A 22824-nucleotide genomic window follows, 5' to 3' on the forward strand; every position below is an offset into this window, starting at 1 on the left:
GCGCACTTCGCTATTGTGGTACTTGCAGTGACCTCTGTTACCCTTATAATCTTCGTCCTGATGGTGACGTTATGGATGAGCTAAGGTCAGCAACAGTTCATGGAAGCCTGCAAGGAGATGTCGATGGAAGCCCGAGATGACAAACTGATTGCCATAATTGGCCTGCTCTCCGCCTGTTTAATTGGCGTGGTGTTCCTGTTCACCATGACATGGCTGACCGATGTGCGCCATCCCGCCGATCCCACGCTTGATGTACAAACCTGTCCGCCAAAAGTTCATCCGACGCAACACTCTTAATTCAGTTTTTCCCGGTTGTGCCACTTAATTTGCTGACTGCGTAGCTCTAACGCCAGGGCTTCGTGTAGCGTGCGATTGCCATTGGGATCGCCCAGGCCAAACAGCGCGCCAGGTGAACGTCGATCGTCTGCCCAGGCCGGATATTCGACTACCGGATAGAGCGAAATGCCTTCCAGCGCCACCCCTTCGTCCAGCGCTAACAGCGCCTGTTCCGTGACATGCCGCAGCCAGGGCGCGCGCGTGTCTCCTTCGGCACCGGTTTCTGCCAGCAGCAATGGACGTTGATAGCGCTGCCAGCATTGCAACAACAGGCGATGCAGCGGTTGATAAGTGGCGTGTTCAGCAGGGATGGTGTCGCCGGAAAAGAACCAGTGGTTATCGGGATAGTAATTCAGGCCGAGAATATCGAGGAAGTCTTCACGCCCGCCCAGCTCTGGCGCATCACGCCCGGCAATCCAGTCCCAGGCTTCAAACTGGGCCTGATGCTGTGCATCTGCGTAGGGTTTGCTGTCGGGGTTGTCGGGGTCGGCGGCGATTTGCACTAGCGGATCGGTGAGTACAAAGCGCGCATCAGGATAAACCTCGCGAACCGCATGCATCGCCGCCAGCGAGGCGCGTACCAGCTGACGTTTTAGCTCGCGGCCGCGCTCGCTGGCATAGGGATCAAGCCAGGAAACATCTGCCCCGGCCCATGACCAAAAGGAGATTTGGTTGATTGGGGTGAAAAAAGGGTGTTCAACGCCTTCATCACGCATCAACTGCGCCATGGCACGTGCGAAACGCTCAAAATGATCGACAAAGGCGCTACGCCAGATATCGAGATGTTCCGGGTAGCCAAAATGCACCAGCTCCCAGATGATTTGCATATCGTGACGTGCGGCGGCATGGACCATCGGTAAAAAGCTGCGCCAGTCATATTCACCAGGCGTGGCTTCGATTAAGTGCCAGCGTGCACCGTCGCGGGCAGTGTGTAATCCTTCCTGCGCCAGCGCAGCGTAATCTTTCTCCAGTAACATATCGTGACCACTACTGATCACCATATCCATACGACGGCCCCCGCTGCGGCAGGCGGTGGAGCAGGGGAAGCTACCCTGGAAGAAACTGCGGAAAAGCTGCGGGTGATGGCGCGGGGATTGCTGAGTCATCATCCTCTCCTCACGGTAAACGTCGGATGCAGAACGCACGCCTAAGTCTAGACTGTAAACTAAAGACGCGTCAGCGAGCGGTAGCAGATATCTCTGATGGCCATCCGATGCGGTAAGACTAACAATAATAGATCCAGTGAATTCAGGGATTCGGTATGAGTGAAGCAGCATCCGTTCAGCAGCCGCCAGCGGGCGAAGGGTTACGAGAGATTGTTGATGCACGTTGTGCGCTGCATCCCGAGATGAGTGGCATCCATCCCCTCAACGATGGTTTAGACGCCTTTGCCGCGCGCTACCTGCTGATGGGCATGGCGCAACACACTATTGATGTGCAGTACTACATCTGGCACAACGACATGTCTGGCCGTCTGTTATTTAGCGCATTGCTGGATGCCGCCGAACGGGGCGTCAAAGTTCGCTTGCTATTAGATGACAATAATACGCCGGGCCTGGATGACACGCTGGCCGAACTCGATCGTCATCCCAATATTGCGGTGCGCTTATTCAATCCCTTTTCCTTTCGCACCCTGCGCGCGCTCGGTTATCTGACTGATTTCGCACGACTTAATCGACGCATGCACAACAAGAGCCTGACGGTGGATGGGGCCGTGACACTGGTCGGTGGGCGCAATATCGGCGACGAATATTTCGGGACTGGCGATGAGCCGCTGTTTACCGATTTGGATGTGCTGGCGATTGGTCCGGTGGTACACCAAGTCGCGCACGATTTCGAGCGCTACTGGCAGAGCAAAGCGGTTTCCCCCTTGCGCGCGGTGGTAGATGTCTCGGGCGATGCCCATCAGGCAGTGCGTTTACCGGCAGAGTGGCAGCAGAGTGAAGCCGTTCAGCGTTATCTGGCGCGGCTGGAGCACTCTTCTTTTGTCAGCCAAATGGAACAGGGATCAATGCAGATGACGTGGGCCGAATCGCGTCTGCTGAGTGATGATCCGCGCAAGGGACTTGGCAAAGCGAAACGTTCCAGCCTGTTGCCGCAACGCATGCTGGAGGTGATTGGCACACCGCAACAGCAGTTCGATATCATTTCGGCGTATTTTGTGCCCACGCGTGCCGGCGTGGCTCATCTGGTCGCACTGAAGCGGCGGGGTGTCAAAATCGCCATACTCACCAATTCACTGGCGGCCAATGATGTGTCCGTGGTGCACGCAGGTTATGCGCGCTGGCGTAAAAAGCTGCTGCGTCATGGAATTGCGCTGTATGAGATGAAGCCACAAGCGAATGCCAGTGAAGCCCCACATGACCGTGGGTTAACCGGTAATTCCGGCTCAAGCTTGCATGCGAAAACCTTCACCGTCGATAACCGAAAGGTGTTTATCGGCTCGTTTAATTTTGATCCCCGCTCTGCGGTGCTGAATACCGAAATGGGACTGGTGATTGAGAGTGAAGCTTTGGCGCAGCAAACCCATCAGCGCTTTATTGCCGGGATGCGCGATCGCGCCTGGGCACTGCGTCTGGACAACTGGGGGCGGGTGAACTGGGTTGAATATCCCGGTGAAGCAGGTGAGGTGGTGCACAAGCATGAGCCGCAGTGTACGTGGATACAACGACTGTTGGTGCGATTGGTGTGGCGCTTACCGGTGGAGTGGTTGTTGTAAATGCCGCAGGACATGCTGGCGCACCGGACAACAATCGCCCCCACATTGTGGGGGCTGATGCCGATTACCGTGTAGCAGAGGGCGTTTTAACTTCATTGCGCTGTGGTTTACCTGAGAACAGGAAACGCAACAGCGGAATGCGCAGATGGATTTCGTACAGCGTAAAAGCAATCCCAAACACCATCAGCAAGCCCACAAAAAAGCCCAGCGTGTTGCTGCTAATGTGTGGGGTGACGTAGATGCCATACAAAATGGTCAGCGGATGGTGCACCAGATAGATAAACAGTGAGGCATTCACTAAATACATGATGCGCGGTGAGTGGCTGTTCAGCAGCTTGTGGCCAAAGCTAAAGCAGACATTCAGCATACAAAGTCCCATCAGGGTTGAGATCACCTCATCGATTTCATACAGCCAGCCATCGCCGCTGCTGTAGCGTTGATTCAGGCTATAGGCGATAAACACCGCAATGGCGCCAAAGCACATCACCGGATTGAAGCGCACAAACAAGGCTTTCAGCGCCTGATGTTTCCATGCCAGCGCACCGAGCATAAAGAACGGCAGGAACGTCAGGGTTTGCATCACGGCCACGCTGAACAGACCGTCGGCGAACACGGCCGGTACGGCATAAAACAGCGCGCGGCGGAGCAGACACCAGACCAATGCATAAGCCAGAAGTGCCAGCGTCAGTTTCCCCCAGCCTACCTGCTGATAATCAATCTTCCGCTGCTGAGTGCTCAGCCAGCGGAAGGTCAGCATGCCGAATGCCGTCAGAATCACTAAAACCAGTAAAAACCACAGGTGAGAAATCAGTTCCCACGCCAGCGTGTTGTACTTGTCATACCAAGAAAAGCTATCCCAATGACCCACTTTGTCGGTCAGATTTTTAAGCATAAAAAACTGCGGCAGGGTAATGAGCGGAATGGCGGTTAACAGCGGGATACCTACACGCTCCATGCGGACCTTCAGCCAGTGTTGTGGCTGATAGCGCAGGTAAAGCATGTAGGAAAAATAACCAGAAATAACAAAGAACACCTGCATGCGGAAGGCGTGGATGAAGTCATTCAAAACGGTTAACCACATTGAGGCATCGTGGCTATTCACGGCCCAGCGCTGTGTGGAGTAAATCAACGAGACGTGAAAGGGCACGCCTAATAACATTAAGTACGCTCGAATGGAGTCGAGAAAATATTCGCGTTCGGGTTTTGCTGAACTCATAAGCTTCCAATTTGTCAGTTTACTTGCCGGTTTCACCCTGAAACCGGATTATGCTGGATGAAAATTCTACCGCCTGTAAACAGCGTATACTATCAGGTGATTCTGTATCTTAACCTGAAGGGTTTAATTATCCGAAAAGCACACTTTCAGCTTACAAATCAGCGGAACAATCTTGTGCATAAGCTGTCGGAAAACCGAATAATCCTTTAAGATAAACGGGTTTGATCTGAGCACACGAAAGGGGGGGATGTGCTAAATAAAGTGAATAAAAAAGTGGGACTGGTAAAAATGCGCTGGGTAGGCGCGGCAGTTCTGCTGGCGTTGTACGCCAACAATAGCTGGGCGTTCAACATTGATGATGTAGCAAAACAAGCCAAGGCGCTGGCAGGGAAGGGTTACGAAGCGCCGAAGAGCAATTTACCCTCTCAGTTTCGTGATATGAAATTTGCGGATTATCAGCAGATCCAGTTTAACCACGACAAAGCATACTGGGGCAAACTGCGCACGCCGTTTAAGCTCGAGTTTTACCATCAGGGCATGTATTTTGATACGCCGGTGAAAATTAATGAAGTCACCGCCTCATCAGTACGTGAAATCAAATATAACCCTGACTATTTCAACTTCGGCAACGTGAAACACGATGCTGATTCCGTCAAGAACCTCGGGTTTGCCGGATTCAAAGTACTGTATCCTTTAAACAAAAAGGGTAAAGACGACGAAATCACCAGTTTCCTGGGCGCCAGCTATTTCCGCGTGATTGGCGAAGGTCAGGTGTATGGTCTTTCAGCGCGCGGCTTAGCGATTGATACTGCACTGCCATCAGGTGAAGAGTTCCCGCGCTTTAAAGAGTTCTGGATTGAACGTCCAAAACCTCAGGACAAGCAGCTGGTGATCTATGCACTGCTGGATTCACCACGTGCGTCCGGTGCTTATCGCTTCATTATCAAGCCGGGCAAAGAGTCGACGGTGGATGTGCAGTCTAAGGTTTACCTGCGTGATAACGTCGGCAAGCTGGGTGTTGCGCCACTCACCAGCATGTTCCTGTTTGGTGCTAACCAGCCTTCACCGGTGACCAACTTCCGTAACGAATTGCACGATTCTAACGGATTGTCGATTCATGCTGGCAACGGCGAGTGGATCTGGCGTCCGCTGAACAACCCGAAACATCTGGCGGTGAGCACGTTCACCGTGGAAAACCCTAAAGGGTTCGGTTTGCTGCAGCGTGGCCGTGATTTCAGCCATTATCAGGATCTCGACGATCGCTACGACCTGCGTCCAAGCGGTTGGGTTGAGCCACAGGGCGACTGGGGTAAGGGCCGAGTTGAACTGGTCGAAATCCCAACGGCCGATGAAACCAACGACAACATCGTGGCCTTCTGGACGCCAGAGTCATTGCCTGAGCCGGGCAAAGAGATGAACTTCCAGTATCGTCTGCACTTCACGCGTGATGAAAACCAACTGCATCAGGATGATGTGGCGTGGGTGAAAAACACGCTGCGTTCTGCGGGTGATGTGAAGCAGTCTAACCTGGTACGTCAGCCGGATGGCTCCATTGCCTTTACCATCGACTTCGTCGGTAAAGCGATGAGCAAATTACCGGACAATACCCAGGTCGCGCCTCAGGTCAGTGTGGGCAACAACGCCGACGTGGTTGAGCAGAGTGTGCGCTACAACCCGGTGACCAAAGGCTGGCGTTTGGTATTGCGTCTGCGCGTGAAAGATAACAAGCAGCCGACCGAAATGCGTGCGGCGCTGGTGAGCGGCGACAAGACATTGACGGAAACCTGGAGCTATCAGCTACCTGCCAATGAATAAATCGACTTTTTTACCTCAATCTTACGTGGAGGCCCTGCCGCTTGATGCGGCGGGGCGCGCTCGTCTGAGTGATTCGTTACAGAATGCCCAGGCGTTCCACGCTATTCATACGGCGCTGGGGCAAGATGTTGCCGCCAGCGATCGCCCGGATGATGCGCCGCTAAAATCGGTGTCATCACGCGTACAGATGGCCTGGCCGGATTCACTGGCCGAGGGTCAACAACTCAGTAAGGATTATCTCGACCGCACCACGCTGAAGGCGATGCCTAAAGTGAAGCGCTCGCTGATGTTCCCTGAGATCTGGCGCACCAACCCGATCGCGCGTGCATGGGATTCTGTGCGTGGGAAAAAATCCACGCCGCGTTATGCCACAGCGGAAGAGCAAAAGACCGAAGATAAGTGGCGTCATGTCGGTTCTATGCGCCGTTATGTCCTGCTGATTCTGACGATTTTACAGACGGTAGTGGCGACCTGGTACATGAAAACCATTCTGCCATATCAGGGCTGGACGCTGCTCGATCCTATCGAGTTGTTTAACCAGAACTGGCTGCAGTCGGTAGAGCTGATCCTGCCTTACATTTTGCAAACCGGGATATTGTTCCTGTTTGCCATTCTGTTCTGCTGGGTGTCCGCTGGTTTCTGGACCGCGTTGATGGGCTTCCTGCAGTTGATGATGGGTCGCGACAAATACAGCATTTCGTATTCGACCACGGGTGATGAGCCGCTCAATCCGGAGCATCGTACTGCGCTGATCATGCCGATCTGTAACGAAGACGTTGAACGCGTATTCGCCGGTCTGCGTGCCACCTGGGAATCGGTGCAGCGCACAGGTAATGCCGAGCACTTCGATGTCTATATCCTGAGCGACAGCTACGATGCCGATATCGCCATCGCTGAGCAGAAAGCCTGGATGGAGCTGGTGCGTGATGTCGGAGGCGCAGGCAAGATTTTCTATCGCCGTCGCCGTCGTCGTGTGAAGCGTAAAAGCGGTAACATCGATGACTTCTGCCGTCGCTGGGGCAGCAATTACAGCTACATGGTGGTGCTGGATGCTGACAGCGTGATGAGCGGTGAGTGTCTCACCGGACTGGTGCGCATGATGGAAGCCAATCCGAACGCCGGTATTATCCAGTCGTCGCCAAAAGCGTCAGGCATGGACACCCTGTATGCGCGTTGTCAGCAGTTCGCGACCCGCGTCTATGGCCCGCTGTTTACCGCCGGTCTGCACTTCTGGCAGTTGGGTGAATCGCACTACTGGGGCCATAACGCCATCATCCGTGTTCAGCCGTTCATCGAGCACTGTGCGTTAGCACCGCTGCCTGGTGAAGGTTCTTTTGCCGGTTCAATTCTGTCACATGACTTCGTTGAAGCCGCGCTGATGCGCCGTGCCGGTTGGGGGGTGTGGATCGCCTATGATCTGCCGGGCTCTTACGAGGAGCTGCCGCCGAACCTGCTGGATGAACTGAAGCGAGACCGTCGCTGGTGCCACGGTAACCTGATGAATTTCCGACTGTTCCTGGTGAAGGGGATGCACCCGGTTCACCGTGCGGTGTTCCTGACCGGTGTGATGTCTTATCTGTCAGCACCGTTGTGGTTTATGTTCCTCGCCTTGTCCACCGCGTTGCAGGTGGTACATACGCTGATGGAACCGACCTACTTCCTGCAACCCCGCCAGCTGTTCCCGGTGTGGCCGCAGTGGCGTCCTGATCTGGCGATCGCGCTGTTCTCTACCACGTTGGTACTGCTGTTCCTGCCGAAGCTGCTCAGTGTGGTGTTGATCTGGTTCAAAGGTGCCAAACCGTATGGTGGTGCCATTCGTCTGTTCTGCTCGCTGATTCTGGAAATGCTGTTCTCGGTGTTGCTGGCACCGGTGCGTATGCTTTTCCACACGGTATTCGTGGTCAGCGCGTTCCTCGGCTGGGAAGTGGTGTGGAACTCACCGCAGCGTGATGACGATGCTACACCATGGGGCGAAGCTTTCCGTCGTCATGGTTCTCAGATGCTGTTAGGTATCGTTTGGGCGGCCGGTATGGGTGTGCTCGATCTGAACTTCTTATGGTGGCTGGCGCCGATTGTGTTCTCACTGATTCTGTCACCGTTTGTGTCGGTGATGTCGAGCCGTGCAACGGTGGGACAGAAGAGTAAGAATGCGAAGCTGTTCCTGATCCCGGAAGAGTATGAACCACCAAAAGAGCTGGTTGATACCGATCACTACCTGCAGTTGAACCGCGAGCGGGCGTTGAAGAATGGCTTTATGCATGCCTTATTCAACCCGGCATTCAATGCACTGGCAACCGCAATGGCCACGTCGCGTCACAAACAGAGTGCGTTGCTGGATCATGCACGCGACCGCCGTGTCGATCAGGCACTGAGCGATGCGCCTGAGAAACTGAACCGCGAGCAGCGTTTGCAGCTCATCAGTGACCCGGTAGTGCTGGCGCGCGTGCACTCACGCCTGTGGGAAAGTGCAGAGAAATATCATCAATGGGTGGAGAGTTATCAGAAATTGACACTCAATCCTGAGGCGCTTCCACAGCGCTAACCTCGAAAACTTAAAAGCGGCAGCGATGCCGCTTTTTTTTTGCCAACATTCTGACTAACACAATCTTTACGCGCACAGGTGTAGTTATTCCACCCGTGACCCGGTTAAACTAACGCCAGTTCATTGTGAGTAAATGTTGTGAATTATTTCCTTAAATTAACCCTATTGTGTGCCACCACACTCGTGTTGAGCGGCTGCGGCAGTATTATCAGCCGAACCATCCCAGGACAGGGACATGGCAGCCAGTATTATCCCGGTGTGCAATGGGATGTGCGTGACGGGCCATGGCGCGTGCTGACCATCCTTGATCTGCCACTCTCGCTGGTGATGGACACGCTGTTGCTGCCCGTCGATGCCAGCCACGGCCCTTACGAGTAACGCTTACGCCCATTTATCCGATGGGCTATCGTCATCTTCCCATTCCTCTGCCGCAGCTTCACCCTCTTCGAGATCGCGTGGTGGCTCCAGCTGGAATTCCCCTTCATCCCACTCGTGCAGGGTGTTTTCCGACTGCCACTCCTGACGCAGTTCCACCTCGTCGAAATCGCCGTCAAATATCGCCTGGGCTGCTTCGCCGCTGCAGATCGGCAGGCATTCACCTTGCTCATCTTCACCGTCAAAGAATTCTGCCTGCCACATGATGTCACCATCCTGCATCACGTACTTTTGTAGCGAGAACTGGCTCACGCTGGCATCGTCCTCGTGCACATCCGTCTGGCTGGCGAGAAACTCCTCGCGTGCGGCGTCGATAGCTTCTTCAAGCGTGCTGTACAAGCTCATAATGAACTCCATGTCTGTTGAAAGGGATTTCACAGAAGAATAGACGAAAAATGGAAGTGTGCAGGGCAGGCATAGAATAACGGCGGGCGGATGAATGCAATTCAACCGCCCAAACCGTTTAGATCATCTTTTGCGGGAAATGCAGTACAGGACGTACTGACTCGCGAATAATAGGAGCAGAGTAACGAATGCAGCATTTAATACAGGGTTTCACCTTTTTAAAATTAATACGAGCGGTTGATAAAGCCTGATTTAAATTATAGAGCGTACCGATAAAAACCATATCCTCCTTAACGGGTAGACGTTTACACTCTTTCCGATGCAAGAGGTGGTAGCCCTCTTGATCGGTACTGATTGTCACGTAGTAATAGATGCCTTTATTCATATTATAGGTTCCTGCGATATATTTGCTGTGTGTAATCTTTTTATATTTTTAGAAGGGCAGTTATTTGGCTAACTGTCACGGTTGAAATTAACTGGAATCGATTTCGCTAACAAATTCCAGAAAGGAATAAGCATAGCTCTCCTTTTGTAGAAACAGAATATAAAGGGGGTGGACTAAGACAATACCTTGTTATGTAAGTTAATTTTACTGGATTGATAAGCGGAGCAAAAGCATTCAGCAATATTAAATAGGAATAGGCCTGGAATGCGTGAAAATTAGATCCGTGACCACCTGTTTCAATTGATGAAGCTTTTTGATGCTGCTGGATGAGAATTCAAAGAGATGCGCATTTTGTTGTTTACATTTCGTTAACAAAGATGAATATTCTACATTTCTACAGGTTATTCTGCTCCATGGATTAAGTTAAAGCTGGACCGAACAATGCCATCAGCCTGAATTCAGACTGGTCCGGTTTGACTAAAATTGACAGACTATCGTCGTGAAATAACGCAAATTTCTTCAGGAAAGCGTGGAGCACAGACTGTGCTCCACATCACATTAATACAGCGATGGTTGACCTTCAGGGCGGGTTTTAAAACGGCGGTGCAACCACATGTACTGCTCTGGTGCCAACAGAACGGTTTCTTCAACCACTTTATTCATCACGATAGCGGTATCAAGTTCATTCTCGAGCGAGAACTTATGGCGAATGTCAGGCATCATTTTAAGCTCATAACCGCGTCCGTTGGGCAGGCGGCGGGCGAGAAACGGGATCACGCTGGGATTGCCCAATCGAATCAACATATGCGTGCCCGTGGTGGTTGCCGCATCCTGCACGGCAAAGAACGGGGCAAACACGCTACTGCGCGGGCCATAATCATGATCAGGCGCGTACCAGATGATGTCGTTGTTCTTCATGGCGCGAATCATGCCTTTGAGATCTTTGCGATCCAGCATGCTCTTATTTGAGCGCATGCGTCCCCAGGTTTGCAGCCAGTCGATGAGCTTATTGTCATTCGGCCGGTAAACGCCAATGCCTGGGTTGTGCATGCCAAACACGCGAGCACCCAGCTCCAGCGTCAGGAAATGCATGCCAATCAATAAAATGCCGCGTTTTTCCGCAAGCGCATGGCTGACATGTTCGAGCCCGGAAGTGGCCACCCATTTTTGAATACGCCAGTCAGGCCAGAACCAAGCCATACCGGTTTCAATCAGCCCCATGCCAACCGATTCAAAGTTGTGCTTCACCATGGCTTCACGTTCGCTAGTAGGCATATCCGGAAAACAGAGTTCCAGGTTACGTTGCGCGACTTCCACACGACGTTTTAAGAAGCGCATGGCAATGCGGCCCAGGCCACAGCCAGTCGTATGCAGCACCGGGTAAGGAAGTAACACCAGCAGATAAAGAAAGCCGATACCTATCCAGGTCAGCCAGTAACGCGGGTGAAGAAGTTCACGGGAAAATTGGGGAAGTTGAGTCATGGAAATGTCAGTATCCTACGTCTTGTGCCAGAGAATCCGGTTTCTGTTATTTGTCGTGATTATGCCATTTTTTCGTGCTGACTGAAATCAAGCATAGCCTGCAGGCGGGTGTAAGGCAGTCAGATTGCGCATTAATCTACCACTGCGGCGGAGAATTGCGTCGGTAATCACGCCATTCAGGATTATCTGACCAGGGGCTTTGCATCGAGCGGAATTCAGGTATCATGTGCGCGCTGAATTTCTCTGATTGCTAACAGGATCGAACACCATGCCAGTGTTACATAACCTTGTTTCCAATAAAGAGCTGAAAGAACGTATGCTGGCTGAAAACGAGCCGCGTACCACAGTCTCTTTTTACAAGTACTTCCAGATTGCCGACCCGAAAGTCTTCCGTGATGCCCTGTACATTGCGCTAACAAAGCTCAAGGTCTTTGGACGCGTCTACGTGGCAAAAGAGGGGATCAACGCGCAAATCAGCGTTCCTGCCAGCCAGTACGAAGCCATGAAAACTGCACTGTATGCGTTTGACCCGGCGTTAAATAACCTGCGAATGAACATTGCGCTGGACGATGATGGCAAATCTTTCTGGGTACTGCGCCTGAAAGTTCGTGAGCGCATTGTGGCCGATGGCATTGAAGATGAAAGCTTTGATGCCAGCGATGTCGGTGCCTATTTAAAAGCCGCAGACGTCAATGCGATGCTGGATGATCCCGATGCGGTGTTTGTCGACATGCGTAATCACTACGAATTCGAAGTGGGCCATTTCGATCAGGCGATGGAAGTCCCGGCCGACACCTTCCGCGATCAGCTGCCGATGGCCGTGGATATGCTGCAGGAGCATAAAGACAAAAAGATTGTCATGTACTGCACCGGCGGGATCCGCTGCGAAAAAGCCAGTGCGTGGATGAAACACAAAGGCTTCAATGATGTTTACCACATTGAAGGCGGCATCATTGAATATACCCGCCGTGCGCGTGAGCAAGGTTTGCCTGTCCGTTTCAAAGGTAAAAACTTTGTGTTTGATGAACGTATGGGCGAACGTATTTCTGACGATATTCTCTCGAGTTGCCACCAGTGCGGCGTGCCGTGCGATAGTCACACTAACTGCGTCAATGACGGATGCCATCTGCTGTTCATTCAGTGCCCGAGCTGTGCGGAGAAATACCACAACTGCTGCAGCCCGCTGTGCATGGAAGAGGCGACATTAACACCGGAAGAGCAGCGTTCACGCCGCGCAGGCCGTGAAAACGGTAATAAGGTGTTCAATAAGTCACGCGGTTTACTCAACATGACGATGGCGATCCCCGCGCCAGAGAAGAAGTAAACTGCATCCAGCCTTAGGCCGCATGACCTCAGGCTGGTTCTGCCTTACTGCCGCACGCCTTCCACTGAGATAATCAGCTCAGCTTTCTGCGATGCCGGTCCAAGATCTTTAGTGATATTAAAATCCTTCAGCACGATCTCACCGTTAGCTTCAAATCCGGCACGATAGCCGCCCCAGGGATCCTTGCCTTCGCCCAGCAGTCGGGCGTCCAGCGTGATCGGCTTTGTCACGCCGTTGAGCGTCAGGTCACCCGTGATCTTGTACTCTTTGCCCTCTTTTTTCACTGCGGTTGAGGCAAAGGTGGCTTGTGGGAATTTGGCGGTGTTAAGGAAATCCGCGCTGCGAATATGCTTGTCACGTTCGGCATGGTTAGTATCGAGGCTGGCGGTGTTCAGGGTCACGTTAACCTTATCGGCCGCTGGGTTGGCTTCGTCAAAAGTAAAAGTGCCGTCAAAATCTTTGAACGTCCCGTATAGCCAGCTGTAACCCAGGTGCTGAATGCGGAACTGAACAAAGGCGTGCTGGCCTTCTTTATCAAATTTATAGTCTGCTGCGCTGGCCAGCAAACTGGTGCCTAACAGGCTGGCGGCACTCAGTGTCAGTAGCGTCTTCTTGAGCATTTTACTTCTCCTTTTCAGAGGTTAACGGGATGCGGTAACCCAGCATCCTTTTCAATGTGACGTCTCGATCAATAAAATGGTGTTTTAATGCCGCCAGCCCATGCAGCGCGGAAAACAGCACTAATCCCCAGGCCAGCCACAAATGCAGATCGCCAGCCAAATCAGCCTGTTCACCTGCTCCACTTAACAGGGCGGGCACTTCGAACCATCCGAACACCGAGATAGCTTTGCCATCGGCGGTCGATATCAGGTAGCCGCTTACCAGTAGCAGCAACAACAAGCCATACAACAGCCCGTGAGCCAGGCTGGCGGAGCGGCGAATTAAGGGAGAATAGTGTGGTAAGAGTGCGGGTGGGGGAGAAATAACACGCCAGCCAAGGCGCAGCAGTAATGTGGCAAATAGGAGCATGCCAATGCCTTTGTGGATTTCCGGGGCGCTGTGATACCAGCCATCGTAATATCCCAATCCGACCATCCACAGACCCAGCGCAAACATGCCGTAAATGACCAGCGCCATTAGCCAATGCAACATAATGGTCATTAGCCCGAAATGTTGTCTGGAGTTACGCCACATAAAAGTGAATCCATATCTGGAAATAGGTGGTAATAAGCATCCATACTTTGAAATATGAAAGCAATTAAGCTTACCTTTCTATAAAATTTAAAAAGACATTCGGAAATTGTGCGTTTATATCGATGTCTGCGTCAGAAATATTGAAGATGGTTGTATAGGTGGCGGGGAAATATAATTGAATTGAATATTGCTACACCTAATGCGGCAATCTTAACGCTTAAATGTCAGGAAAGAACTATTAATGTAAGTTTGCGTCAATATAAGGCTGGCGCCTGAGGCGCCAGCGAGACAACGTTAAGCAAAGCGCGAAAGTGAAAACGGCTTCAGGTCAAAGGAGAAGGGCTTATCCTGGGCAAATTCACTGGCAAGTTCACCTAATACGCTGGCAAATTTAAATCCGTGTCCACTCAAGCCGGTAATAATTAATCGATTTGGCTCGCCTGGAAGGGTATCTATAATAAAGTCTTCGTCAGGTGTGTTGTCATAACTGCAGGCCTCACCGTGTAAGCAAACGCCAACCCCCGGTAAGAACTGACGCAGGAAACTGAAGGCTTCACTGCCGTCTGCAGCGATACTGCCGAAAGGTTTACGATCTTCGGGTTTCTGCATCAGCTGCCCGCCATCGTGACGTCCCACTTTTAATGCATTGTTGTCGGCAGGGAAGCCATAAAAGTGACTGCCATCAGGCATCTCCACCGTGAAGCCAGGAAATTGGTTGTTCTCGCTATAACGTCCATCTGCCTGATACCAGGCAAAGACTTTACGCACCGGTTGTACTGGCAAATCTTTTACCAGCTCACTCACCCAGGTTCCGGCACTGACCAATAATTTACGCGCGCGAAACACGCCGTCGCGGGTAGTGACTTGCTGCAAGTCACCATCGCGTGCGATCTCACTCACCGGGCAATTAAACAGTTGTGCGCAGCCCGCCTGTTCAGCCAGCTGTATCCAGCTACGAACCGCCTGCTCACATTTCAGGAAGCCGGAGTGAGGTTCGAATACCCCAACGTAGCCGTCGGGCACAGAGATCTGCGGCCAGCGCTTGCGCACTTCGTCTGCCTGCAGGATTTTTACTTCCAGTTGATACGTTTTGGCGCTGTCGATGACATTTTGGATAAATGAGGAAGTGAGGGGGGCCAGATTGAGGATGCCGCTTCGATGCATAATGCGTTCACCGCTCTGACGTTCCAGCTCCTCCCACAAGGTTTGTGCGCGCAGCACCAGCGGGACATAGCGTTCACCTTCGCCATAGGCATGGCGGATCAGGCGTGTTTCACCGTGGTGTGTGCCCTGGCTGTGCGGAGGATGGGCACTATCAATCATCAATACCGATAAGCCTGCCTGGGTTGCGTAAAAACCGGCGGCGGCTCCCACCGATCCGCTGCCCACCACAATCAGATCATAAACCATAACCACATCACTCCTGCCAAACGACGAAATTTTTCAACAGCATAGCAAAAAAATCGTGTCCATGAAAAAGGCACCCTATTGGGTGCCCTTTCACGCGAAGTAAGAAATTAGTGCTTTTGATTATCGCGTAGGTATTGCTCTGTGGACTCAATCTTTGCAATGCCAGCTTCGAGTATCGAGATGAACTGTCTGGCTACGTCGGTAGTCAGCCAGTAGGTGGGTCCCACGTCAGCTTCTTCTTCTTTCTGATCCTGCGATGATAGCGAGTGCAGGCGGATCATCATGGCGTCATAACTGTCTACGGTACTGATGTCCCATCCAACCAGCGGATGAGTCTGAATGACGTCTTTATTTCTGTCCATTATAACCTCCTTATTACTCGTTAAACGAAGTGCTTCTTGAGGTTCAATGCGGCTTTTCTTGCACTAGCGGAACAATTATAACATGAAACAGGCGGTACAATAGTTAAAACGTGTGGCGATTAAAAAGAGAACGATAATAAATGCGTTCAGAATGCGACTTTTGTCGAATAATAAAGTGCCCGCTGCTTCGGGCCTTTATTCGATAATCGTGACAGTGGCTACACCTTAGTTATCGGCGGCGTTAGGAGAAAACTTTACGCTGCAGCGACAAGTAAAAAAAGGCCAGTTTCAGGCCTGCGCTTCTGGAGGCAGCTGGCCATTACGCCGCTGAATCTCTTCAGCCAACCGAGTAAAGTGCTGCTGTAACTGTGCGTCGTGGTTCTGATTTTGCGCTTCGAGCGACAGATTATGCACCAGTAACTGACTGGCGCGATCGTCGAGGCAGAACGTCAAACTGGCAAAGGCATTTTCCAGCACCGTTAAACGTCGCTGCTGTTCAGCAATTAATGCCAGCAATTCACCGAAGGTCATCGCCTCTTCTGGTTTTTCAGTAGTCATGTAAAACACCTCCCGTAAGCATGACGAGGCAAGGATAGGGGATCGTTAAACATGAGTCTAGATGCAGCGACTTTATCTGGCGAGAGGGAAATTAAAACAAAAAAACCGGGTGGCGAAACCCGGCAAAAACGGCACAGTGGCAGTTAATCAGTAATAAACCAGTCGTCTGCGCTTTCCCACGTTTCTTGTAAAATATCGCTAATGCGTTCGCGTGACGCTTTACAGCCACCAAATACGCTCAATTGATTGCCGCCCGCATAACGGACTTTGACATGGTGATTATCTTCGGGAAAATCACGGGAAATACGACGGGTGAGTTCGGCACTGAGTGCATCCAGTGCACCTGCGGGAAGGGGCTGAGTTTTCGCTACGGTAATTTCAACACGCATAAAAGCCTCCGGGATAATATACTGGTTATTTGTACAGTAAAATTATCCCAAAGGCAAGCCATGCATTATTATTCTTTGATGCGCCAGTTCAGCGTCTCACCTGCAAGGAACGGCACCAGTGTGTCATCGGTCACATTGATGGTGTCCTGCACTGTCCATGACTCGCGGACCAGCGTCAGCGTGCCTTCATTCAGTGGCAGGCCATAGAAGTTCGGGCCGTTTTCTGAACAGAACGCTTCAAAATGTTCCAGCGCATTCAACTCTTCGAATACCGCGGCATAGGCAGGCAGAGAGGTCGGTGCGTTAAACACGCCGGCACAGCCGCAGCTGGCTTCTTTCAGATGACGCAGATGCGGTGCCGTGTCCGTGCCGAGGAACACGCGACGATTGCCACTCGCCACCAGGGCGCGCAGCGCTTCCTGATGAATATTGCGTTTCAGGATCGGCAGGCAATAGAGATGAGGGCGAACACCGCCCACCAGCATGTGGTTACGGTTAAACATCAAATGCTGTGGTGTAATGGTGGCACCCAGCAGGTCGTTGCCCGCAGCCAGATATTCTGCCGCTTCTTTAGTGGTGATGTGTTCCATCACCACTTTCAGGGCTGGGAAGCGCTGACGCAGCGGTTCCAGCACGGTTTCGATAAAGCGTGCTTCACGGTCAAATATATCGATGTGCGAATCCGTGACTTCACCGTGTACCAGCATCGGCATACCGATCTGCTGCATACGATCCAGCACGCTGGCGATGGAATCAACATTGGTGACGCCGTGGCTGGAGTTAGTGGTGGCATGCGCGGGATAGAGTTTTGCTGCCGTGAAGGTCCCGTCGCGGAAGCCACGCTCAATTTCATCCGCATCTAATGAATCGGTGAGGTAGCAGGTCATCAGTGGCGTAAAAGCGTGTTCAGCGGGCAGCGCAGCCATAATGCGCTCGCGATAGGCAATGGCGGCCTCGACGCTGGTCACCGGTGGAACCAGGTTTGGCATGACAATCGCACGACCATTGACCGCACTGGTATAAGGCAGAACTGCATTAAGCATCGCGCCATCGCGCAGATGGATATGCCAATCGTCAGGGCGGCGAATCGTGATTTGCTGGGGTTGGGCTGTCATTCAAAAAGGCTCCGGCTGAGAAAAAACGAATGGGCACGTTTAGGCCGGGGAGTAATCATAAGGGTGTGAGCAACCGTTTGCACGGGATTTTACTGCCGGAAACAAAAACCGCACCCGAAGGTGCGGTGGTTGAGGTTAATCCGTAAACGGAATCACCAATTGTCCCGGCTTCACTTCAATACCCTTGGCAAATTTCTTCGCCAGTGCTTCCCCTTTACTACGGTCTTCGCTCAGCACATAGGCAGGCTTCTCATTGAAGTAGCGTTTGAGAGACTCATTAAGATAAGGCGTCAGTGTTTTCATGATGGACGCCATCTTTTCTGGTTGTACTTGCGCGTCGACAATTTCAATATCATGCAGATAAATTGCGCCTTCCTGCGCATTGAAAATCGGCTGCGCTTTCATCTTCAGCTGCATCTCAGCCTGCTGTGGACCAAACAGCGAGCTGACATTGATGTTTGCTTTGCCGGAGAGGGTAATCTTACCGGGTTCTTCACGACCAATCTGACTGGTGAGATCGCTGAGCACGATGTGTGCATTAACCAGCCCGGATACGCCGACGTCTTTTTCGAAGTTATTGCGCTTCTGCAGCGCTTGATTCACTTCCTGTTCGCTAATGGTGTATTGCGTCAATTGATTACAGCCGCTCAACAGCACGGCTAAAAACAGGGCTAATAGCCCAGACATCGCCTTTTTCATAGATCCTCATCCTGAACGATACGGCAAAACAGCCATAGCCTGCCTGAAACCGGGCCAGGTGTCACCAGGAGAGGGATGAGAAACGCCGCAGCGTTTCTCATCGGACGGGGCTATGCCGCGATGGAAGAGAGCAGGTTAATCTGGGTTTGCTTCGCCATATTGTCGCGGTAATCCGCTACGCGACTCGGCCATTCGATGCCAGCCACTAAGGTGAGCGAACGCAGGAGCGGAAACAGATTGATATCGTCTTCAGACAGTTCGCCATTCACGGCATTGGGTTTGACGATGAGCTTATCGAGTTGGCGCAGGTCATCACTGATGTTTTTTATCAGCCCGGGCGCGTGTTTACGCAGCTCAGTGAAATCTCCGACGCTGGCCTGTTTTTTCTCACGGAAGTAACTCCGCGCTTCCGGCGTGGCAAATTCCGCAAACGAGGCATCAGCGATGCGCGGAATCAGCAGCTTATTGATATAGCCGTTAACGCGGCGCAGCCATTCGCTGATGGCGGGGTTGTTTTTGCCATTAAGCAGCGGCTCGCGATCCTGCTTATCCACCAATCGGACAATGTCCATACTCTCTGGCATCGCACTGCCATCGGCTTTTTGCAGAATGGGCGCCATCTTCTGCCCGATGAGTTTTTTTGGCATCTGCTCATCGTCATTGAGCATAACGATCAATTCAACCGGCAGGTTCTTTAAGCCAAAAATCATGCGTGCTTTCACGCAGAAAGGGCAGTGATCGTAGATGTAGAGTTTCATCCCGTTTCTCCTGTGTAAATCTAAGGGTGACAAAGGTCACCCTTTTTCCGGACGTGCGGGAAGTATGGAAGAGATCCTCCGAAGGGGCAAACTAGCTGCTGAAGATGATCGGTGCCACCGGGCGCGGCTGGAACTGCCACCACAATGCCAGCAGAGTGATGATGCCAACGCTGCTCAGCAACATCCAGGGCAGTTCAGGCAGAGCCAATTGCTGGCCCATGTCGAACATCCACCCACCACCGGAGTAACCAATCAGACCGCCGATAGCCAGACCTAAACGACTGAATCCCATGTAACTGCCCCGCGCGCGTGAACTGGCCAACGATGCGCTGAGCGTCTCGCGTGCCGGTTCGGCGATGATGGACCCCAGGTAGAACACGCCGATTAACAAAAACAGCGAAGGGAGAGATTGGGTCATGCCGACAGGCAGCAGGCTAAAGGTCATCAGGAATAAACCCGCCATAAGCCGGGTTTCCAGGCGGAAGCGTTTTTCGCTCCAGCGGGCCAGCGGATAGAGCAGGCTGAGCGACAGCATGGCTTCGATGGCGTACATCCATTTCACGGCGGCGGGCGCACCAGCCACCTGATTCACCATCACCGGCAGCATCAGCATGACCTGCACGGCCAGAATGTAGTAGCCGGTCAACGTCAGCACATAGAGGCGAAAACGTTTATCCTGCCAGACACGCTGCATACCTTCGCGCATCGCAATGCGTTCCGTTGAGATGCGCCACGCCGGTAGCCACACGGCGTTAAATATCGCCGCAGCGACAAACACCGCTGCACCCACCCAGCACACCAGGCGGAAATCCCACGCCAGCAACCAACTGCCAATCAGCGCCCCTAGCACCGCTCCCGCGCTGTCCTGCATCATCAGCAGCGAGAAGAAGCGACCGCGTTCACGAGCGCGCACCAGTTTTACCACCATGGCGCTGCGGGGCGGGTCAAACAAGGTGCCACCGAGGCCGGAAAGCAAACAGGCCAGCCACAGCATCCAGGGTTGATGCGCCAGCGCCATGCAGGCAAATCCGGCTGCGCGCATCAGCATGCCCGTCACAATCAGCGGACGTGCGCCAAAACGGTCCGCAATCGCGCCGCCGAAAATGCCTAGCCCCTGCTGTACAAATTGACGCAAACCCAGCGCGATACCCACCATTAACGCCGCCCAGCCCAGTTGCTCAACGAAATGGATAGAAATCAGTGGAAATACCACGAAAAAGCCTAACACTACCAACATGTTATCGACTAAGAGGAATGTTTTACCGAGGCGTCGTGCCCGCGCTACCCGAGACATGCTTAATCCTGAGCAATAGAAGAGAAAAGTGACCAGTTGGTCTATTTTCCGCCTGCGCTGACGGGAAAGACAGCGTATCCAGGATGATATTTTTTCATCGAATCCGCAGAAAAATTAATCCTGGATAAGGATGAATTGCGTGGCAGGGGCTTGAGGGTTTTACCGTAGTGAAAGGGACGGTTATAGTGAGAAGTATCGCCTCAGGCGTACATCTTTCTTAAAGTTATGGATTTCAGGAGTCATGATGTTTGGCTATCGTTCTGCTGGACCCCGCGTGCGCCTGACTACCGATCGTTTGGTGGTCCGTTTAGTTCACGAGCGCGATGCCTGGCGATTGGCAGATTATTATGCAGAGAACCGCGTCTTTCTTAAACCCTGGGAGCCGGTGCGCGACGAGAGCCACTGCTATCCCTCGGGCTGGCAGGCACGCCTTGGACTGATCGCGGATATGCATAAACAGGGCTCTGCCTACTATTTTGTGCTGATGGACCCGGAAGAGCATGAAGTGCGCGGAGTGGCCAATTTTAGCAACGTGCTGCGCGGTTCATTTCACGCCTGTTACCTCGGTTATTCATTAGGCGAGAAGTGGCAGGGGCAAGGCATGATGTTTGAAGCGTTGCAGTCAGCGATTCGCTATATGCAACGACAGCAACGCATTCACCGCATTATGGCTAACTATATGCCGCATAATCAGCGCAGCGGTGATTTGCTGGCGCGTCTCGGATTCGAGAAAGAGGGTTATGCCAAAGATTACCTGCTGATTGATGGACGCTGGCAGGATCACGTGCTGACCGCGCTGACGTGGCAGGAGTGGACCGCGGATCGGCGTGGACAATAAAAGGAAAACCGCATGAAGATGGCTTTATCCGCGCAGGCGCTGCGTGTGATCGGTTGCCTGTTAGAGAAACAGGTCACCACTCCGGATCAATATCCGCTTTCCCTTAACGGCGTGGTCACCGCCTGTAATCAAAAATCCAACCGTGAACCGGTGATGAACCTGAGTGAAATGGAGGTGCAATCTCAGCTTGATGAGCTGGTGAAAAAGCATCTTGCCACCTCCAATAACGGGTTCGGTCAACGCGTCAGTAAGTATGAACAGCGATTCTGTAACTCTGCATTCGGTAATTTGCAGCTTAACAGCGCAGAAGTGGCGGTGCTGACGCTACTGTTCTTACGCGGCGCACAGACGCCGGGTGAGCTGCGTACCCGCAGTGGACGTTTGCATGAGTTCAGCGATATGAATGAGGTCGAGCAAACGTTGAACGGCTTAATCACCCGTGATGACGGCCCGATGGTGGTGCGTCTGGCACGTGAGCCGGGTAAACGCGAAAGCCGTTATATGCATCTGTTCGGCGGCGATGTGGCTGAAGCACCCGCCGCGAGCACGGATGAGATGGACAGTGAAGATTTGGTCAGCCGGGTTGCGCAGTTGGAACAACAGGTGGCTCAGCTGCAATCCCAGCTGGAGCACCTGTTGCAGAAGGAGCAATAACATGACGCTACGTATCGGTATTGTTGGATTAGGCGGCATCGCGCAAAAAGCCTGGTTGCCCGTGTTGTCGCACGCCACCGACTGGCAGCTGGCAGGGGCGTTTTCGCCGAATCAGGCTAAAGCCCAGCCGATTTGCGACAGCTACCGCATGCCATATTTCAGTCAGCTGGACGCGCTGGCAGCCGCCAGTGATGCGGTCTTTGTGCACAGTAGCACCGCCAGTCATTTTGAAGTGGTGCAGGCGTTGCTGCTGGCGGGCAAAGATGTTTGCGTGGATAAACCATTAGCCGAAACCCTGCAGCAGGCGGAAGCGCTGGTGGCTTTAGCGGAGAAGCGCAAACGCAAACTGATGGTGGCGTTTAATCGTCGCTTTGCGCCACGCTATCAACAGTTGAAAGCGGAAATGCCGCGAGCGGCTTCACTGCGTATTGAGAAGCATCGTGCGGATAGCGTGGGTCCACAGGATCTGCGTTTCACTTTGTTGGATGACTACCTGCACGTGGTGGATACAGCGCTGTGGCTGGCAGGGAGCAAACTGACGCGTGAGCAGGGCTTTATTGAAACTAACGAGGAGGGGGCGATGCTGTATGCCGAGCATCACTTCTCGGCGGGGGCACTGCAAATCACCACCAGCATGCATCGTCGCGCGGGCACGCAGCGCGAGGTGGTGAGCGCCATCTGCGACGGTGACTACATCGAAATTAATGAGATGCGTGACTGGCAGCAGGAGAACCTCGGCGGCTTACGCACCGATCCGGTAGCCTCCTGGCAAAGCCATCTTGCTCAGCGTGGTTTCAGCGGTGCGGCACAGCATTTTATCCAGTGCGTACAAAATCAGACGATGCCTGAAACCAGCGGTGAACAGGCGCTGGCAGCGCAGCGTCTGGTGGAAAAACTGTGGCGCGATGCCGAACAGGAATAACCCCTTGTAACACTCAATGCTGGTCATTTCCC

The 22824-nt window shown here is 52.7% G+C and carries 24 protein-coding genes; 9 read left to right on the plus strand and 15 right to left on the minus strand.

The window, feature by feature from the left end:
* The first annotated feature begins 123 nt into the window (after positions 1–123).
* Positions 124–297 (plus strand): hypothetical protein, encoded by a 174-nt coding sequence (locus CRO33_RS24655; protein WP_166931874.1) that lies wholly within the window; start codon positions 124–126, stop codon positions 295–297.
* Here the strand turns inward: CRO33_RS24655 and CRO33_RS21960 are convergent.
* Positions 294–1442, minus strand: coding sequence for a beta-glucosidase (locus CRO33_RS21960; RefSeq protein WP_097119596.1), 1149 nt, complete (start codon positions 1440–1442; stop codon positions 294–296). The genes CRO33_RS24655 and CRO33_RS21960 overlap by 4 nt on opposite strands.
* Before the next feature lie 155 nt (positions 1443–1597).
* Between CRO33_RS21960 and CRO33_RS21965 the strand changes: the two genes are divergently transcribed.
* Positions 1598–3055: a phospholipase D-like domain-containing protein gene (locus CRO33_RS21965; RefSeq protein ID WP_097119597.1), complete on the plus strand. Its 1458-nt coding sequence runs from the start codon at positions 1598–1600 to the stop codon at positions 3053–3055.
* Between the two features lie 64 nt (positions 3056–3119).
* Here CRO33_RS21965 and mdoC read toward each other — a convergent pair whose 3' ends face one another.
* Entirely contained in the window at positions 3120–4271 is a 1152-nt protein-coding gene (gene mdoC, locus CRO33_RS21970; protein WP_097119598.1) for a glucans biosynthesis protein MdoC, read from the minus strand.
* A 279-nt stretch (positions 4272–4550) separates the two neighbouring features.
* Here mdoC and CRO33_RS21975 point away from each other — a divergent pair, with 279 nt between their 5' ends.
* The 3 genes from CRO33_RS21975 to CRO33_RS21985 all read left to right on the plus strand — a co-directional run bounded on the left by CRO33_RS21975 (position 4551) and on the right by CRO33_RS21985 (position 9006).
* Positions 4551–6086, plus strand: a complete 1536-nt coding sequence (locus tag CRO33_RS21975; RefSeq protein WP_176505813.1) for a glucan biosynthesis protein G — start codon at positions 4551–4553, stop codon at positions 6084–6086.
* Positions 6079–8628 carry a glucans biosynthesis glucosyltransferase MdoH gene (gene mdoH, locus CRO33_RS21980; protein WP_058959607.1) on the plus strand — a complete coding sequence of 850 codons (2550 nt, stop codon included), beginning with the start codon at positions 6079–6081 and terminating at the stop codon, positions 8626–8628. Before CRO33_RS21975 ends, mdoH begins: the two co-directional genes overlap by 8 nt.
* A 138-nt stretch (positions 8629–8766) precedes the next feature.
* A complete protein-coding gene (locus tag CRO33_RS21985; protein ID WP_058959606.1) occupies positions 8767–9006 on the plus strand; it encodes a YceK/YidQ family lipoprotein in 240 nt (79 codons plus the stop codon).
* Between the two features lie 3 nt (positions 9007–9009).
* Here CRO33_RS21985 and CRO33_RS21990 read toward each other — a convergent pair whose 3' ends face one another.
* The 3 genes from CRO33_RS21990 to CRO33_RS22000 all read right to left on the minus strand — a co-directional run bounded on the left by CRO33_RS21990 (position 9010) and on the right by CRO33_RS22000 (position 11275).
* Entirely contained in the window at positions 9010–9408 is a 399-nt protein-coding gene (locus CRO33_RS21990; protein ID WP_034820175.1) for a MysB family protein, read from the minus strand.
* Between the two features lie 118 nt (positions 9409–9526).
* The gene (locus CRO33_RS21995) at positions 9527–9793 is read right to left on the minus strand and encodes a hypothetical protein (protein WP_034820172.1); all 267 of its coding nucleotides are present in this window, start codon (positions 9791–9793) and stop codon (positions 9527–9529) included.
* A 558-nt stretch (positions 9794–10351) separates the two neighbouring features.
* Positions 10352–11275: a Kdo(2)-lipid IV(A) acyltransferase gene (locus tag CRO33_RS22000; RefSeq protein WP_097119599.1), complete on the minus strand. Its 924-nt coding sequence runs from the start codon at positions 11273–11275 to the stop codon at positions 10352–10354.
* A 268-nt stretch (positions 11276–11543) separates the two neighbouring features.
* On the opposite strand from CRO33_RS22000, the gene trhO reads away from it, so the two are divergent.
* The gene (gene trhO / locus CRO33_RS22005) at positions 11544–12599 is read left to right on the plus strand and encodes an oxygen-dependent tRNA uridine(34) hydroxylase TrhO (RefSeq protein WP_058959603.1); all 1056 of its coding nucleotides are present in this window, start codon (positions 11544–11546) and stop codon (positions 12597–12599) included.
* A 44-nt stretch (positions 12600–12643) separates the two neighbouring features.
* Here the strand turns inward: trhO and CRO33_RS22010 are convergent, their stop codons facing one another.
* The 10 genes from CRO33_RS22010 to mdtH all read right to left on the minus strand — a co-directional run bounded on the left by CRO33_RS22010 (position 12644) and on the right by mdtH (position 20378).
* Positions 12644–13219: a YceI family protein gene (locus CRO33_RS22010; RefSeq protein ID WP_097119600.1), complete on the minus strand. Its 576-nt coding sequence runs from the start codon at positions 13217–13219 to the stop codon at positions 12644–12646.
* A 1-nt stretch (position 13220) separates the two neighbouring features.
* On the minus strand, positions 13221–13793 hold the full coding sequence (locus tag CRO33_RS22015) for a cytochrome b (protein WP_097119601.1): 573 nt from the start codon (positions 13791–13793) through the stop codon (positions 13221–13223).
* A gap of 294 nt (positions 13794–14087) precedes the next feature.
* A complete protein-coding gene (solA, locus tag CRO33_RS22020) occupies positions 14088–15203 on the minus strand; it encodes an N-methyl-L-tryptophan oxidase (RefSeq protein WP_097119602.1) in 1116 nt (371 codons plus the stop codon).
* Between the two features lie 107 nt (positions 15204–15310).
* Positions 15311–15565 carry a biofilm formation regulator BssS gene (gene bssS, locus CRO33_RS22025; RefSeq protein WP_013508627.1) on the minus strand — a complete coding sequence of 85 codons (255 nt, stop codon included), beginning with the start codon at positions 15563–15565 and terminating at the stop codon, positions 15311–15313.
* Between the two features lie 288 nt (positions 15566–15853).
* Complete coding sequence (locus tag CRO33_RS22030) at positions 15854–16123, minus strand: hypothetical protein (RefSeq protein ID WP_034820140.1); 270 nt, start codon at positions 16121–16123, stop codon at positions 15854–15856.
* Between the two features lie 143 nt (positions 16124–16266).
* Positions 16267–16512 carry a DNA damage-inducible protein I gene (dinI, locus tag CRO33_RS22035; protein WP_097119603.1) on the minus strand — a complete coding sequence of 82 codons (246 nt, stop codon included), beginning with the start codon at positions 16510–16512 and terminating at the stop codon, positions 16267–16269.
* 68 nt (positions 16513–16580) lie between these two features.
* Complete coding sequence (gene pyrC, locus CRO33_RS22040) at positions 16581–17627, minus strand: dihydroorotase (RefSeq protein WP_097119604.1); 1047 nt, start codon at positions 17625–17627, stop codon at positions 16581–16583.
* A gap of 135 nt (positions 17628–17762) precedes the next feature.
* Positions 17763–18326, minus strand: a complete 564-nt coding sequence (locus CRO33_RS22045) for a lipoprotein (RefSeq protein ID WP_038647632.1) — start codon at positions 18324–18326, stop codon at positions 17763–17765.
* 110 nt (positions 18327–18436) lie between these two features.
* Positions 18437–19084 (minus strand): glutaredoxin 2, encoded by a 648-nt coding sequence (grxB, locus tag CRO33_RS22050; protein WP_058959598.1) that lies wholly within the window; start codon positions 19082–19084, stop codon positions 18437–18439.
* A gap of 91 nt (positions 19085–19175) precedes the next feature.
* On the minus strand, positions 19176–20378 hold the full coding sequence (gene mdtH, locus CRO33_RS22055) for a multidrug efflux MFS transporter MdtH (RefSeq protein WP_034820128.1): 1203 nt from the start codon (positions 20376–20378) through the stop codon (positions 19176–19178).
* Positions 20379–20622: 244 nt separating this feature from the next.
* Between mdtH and rimJ the strand changes: the two genes are divergently transcribed.
* The 3 genes from rimJ to CRO33_RS22070 are packed head-to-tail and all read left to right on the plus strand — an operon-like array spanning position 20623 to position 22792.
* Positions 20623–21216 carry a ribosomal protein S5-alanine N-acetyltransferase gene (gene rimJ, locus CRO33_RS22060; RefSeq protein ID WP_034820126.1) on the plus strand — a complete coding sequence of 198 codons (594 nt, stop codon included), beginning with the start codon at positions 20623–20625 and terminating at the stop codon, positions 21214–21216.
* 12 nt (positions 21217–21228) lie between these two features.
* Positions 21229–21870 (plus strand): DUF480 domain-containing protein, encoded by a 642-nt coding sequence (locus CRO33_RS22065; protein WP_034820121.1) that lies wholly within the window; start codon positions 21229–21231, stop codon positions 21868–21870.
* A 1-nt stretch (position 21871) separates the two neighbouring features.
* Positions 21872–22792 (plus strand): Gfo/Idh/MocA family protein, encoded by a 921-nt coding sequence (locus CRO33_RS22070; protein WP_097119605.1) that lies wholly within the window; start codon positions 21872–21874, stop codon positions 22790–22792.
* The last annotated feature ends 32 nt before the right edge of the window (positions 22793–22824 follow it).

This window comes from Pantoea sp. GL120224-02 (genome assembly GCF_900215395.1).
Taxonomy (GTDB): domain Bacteria; phylum Pseudomonadota; class Gammaproteobacteria; order Enterobacterales; family Enterobacteriaceae; genus Pantoea; species Pantoea communis.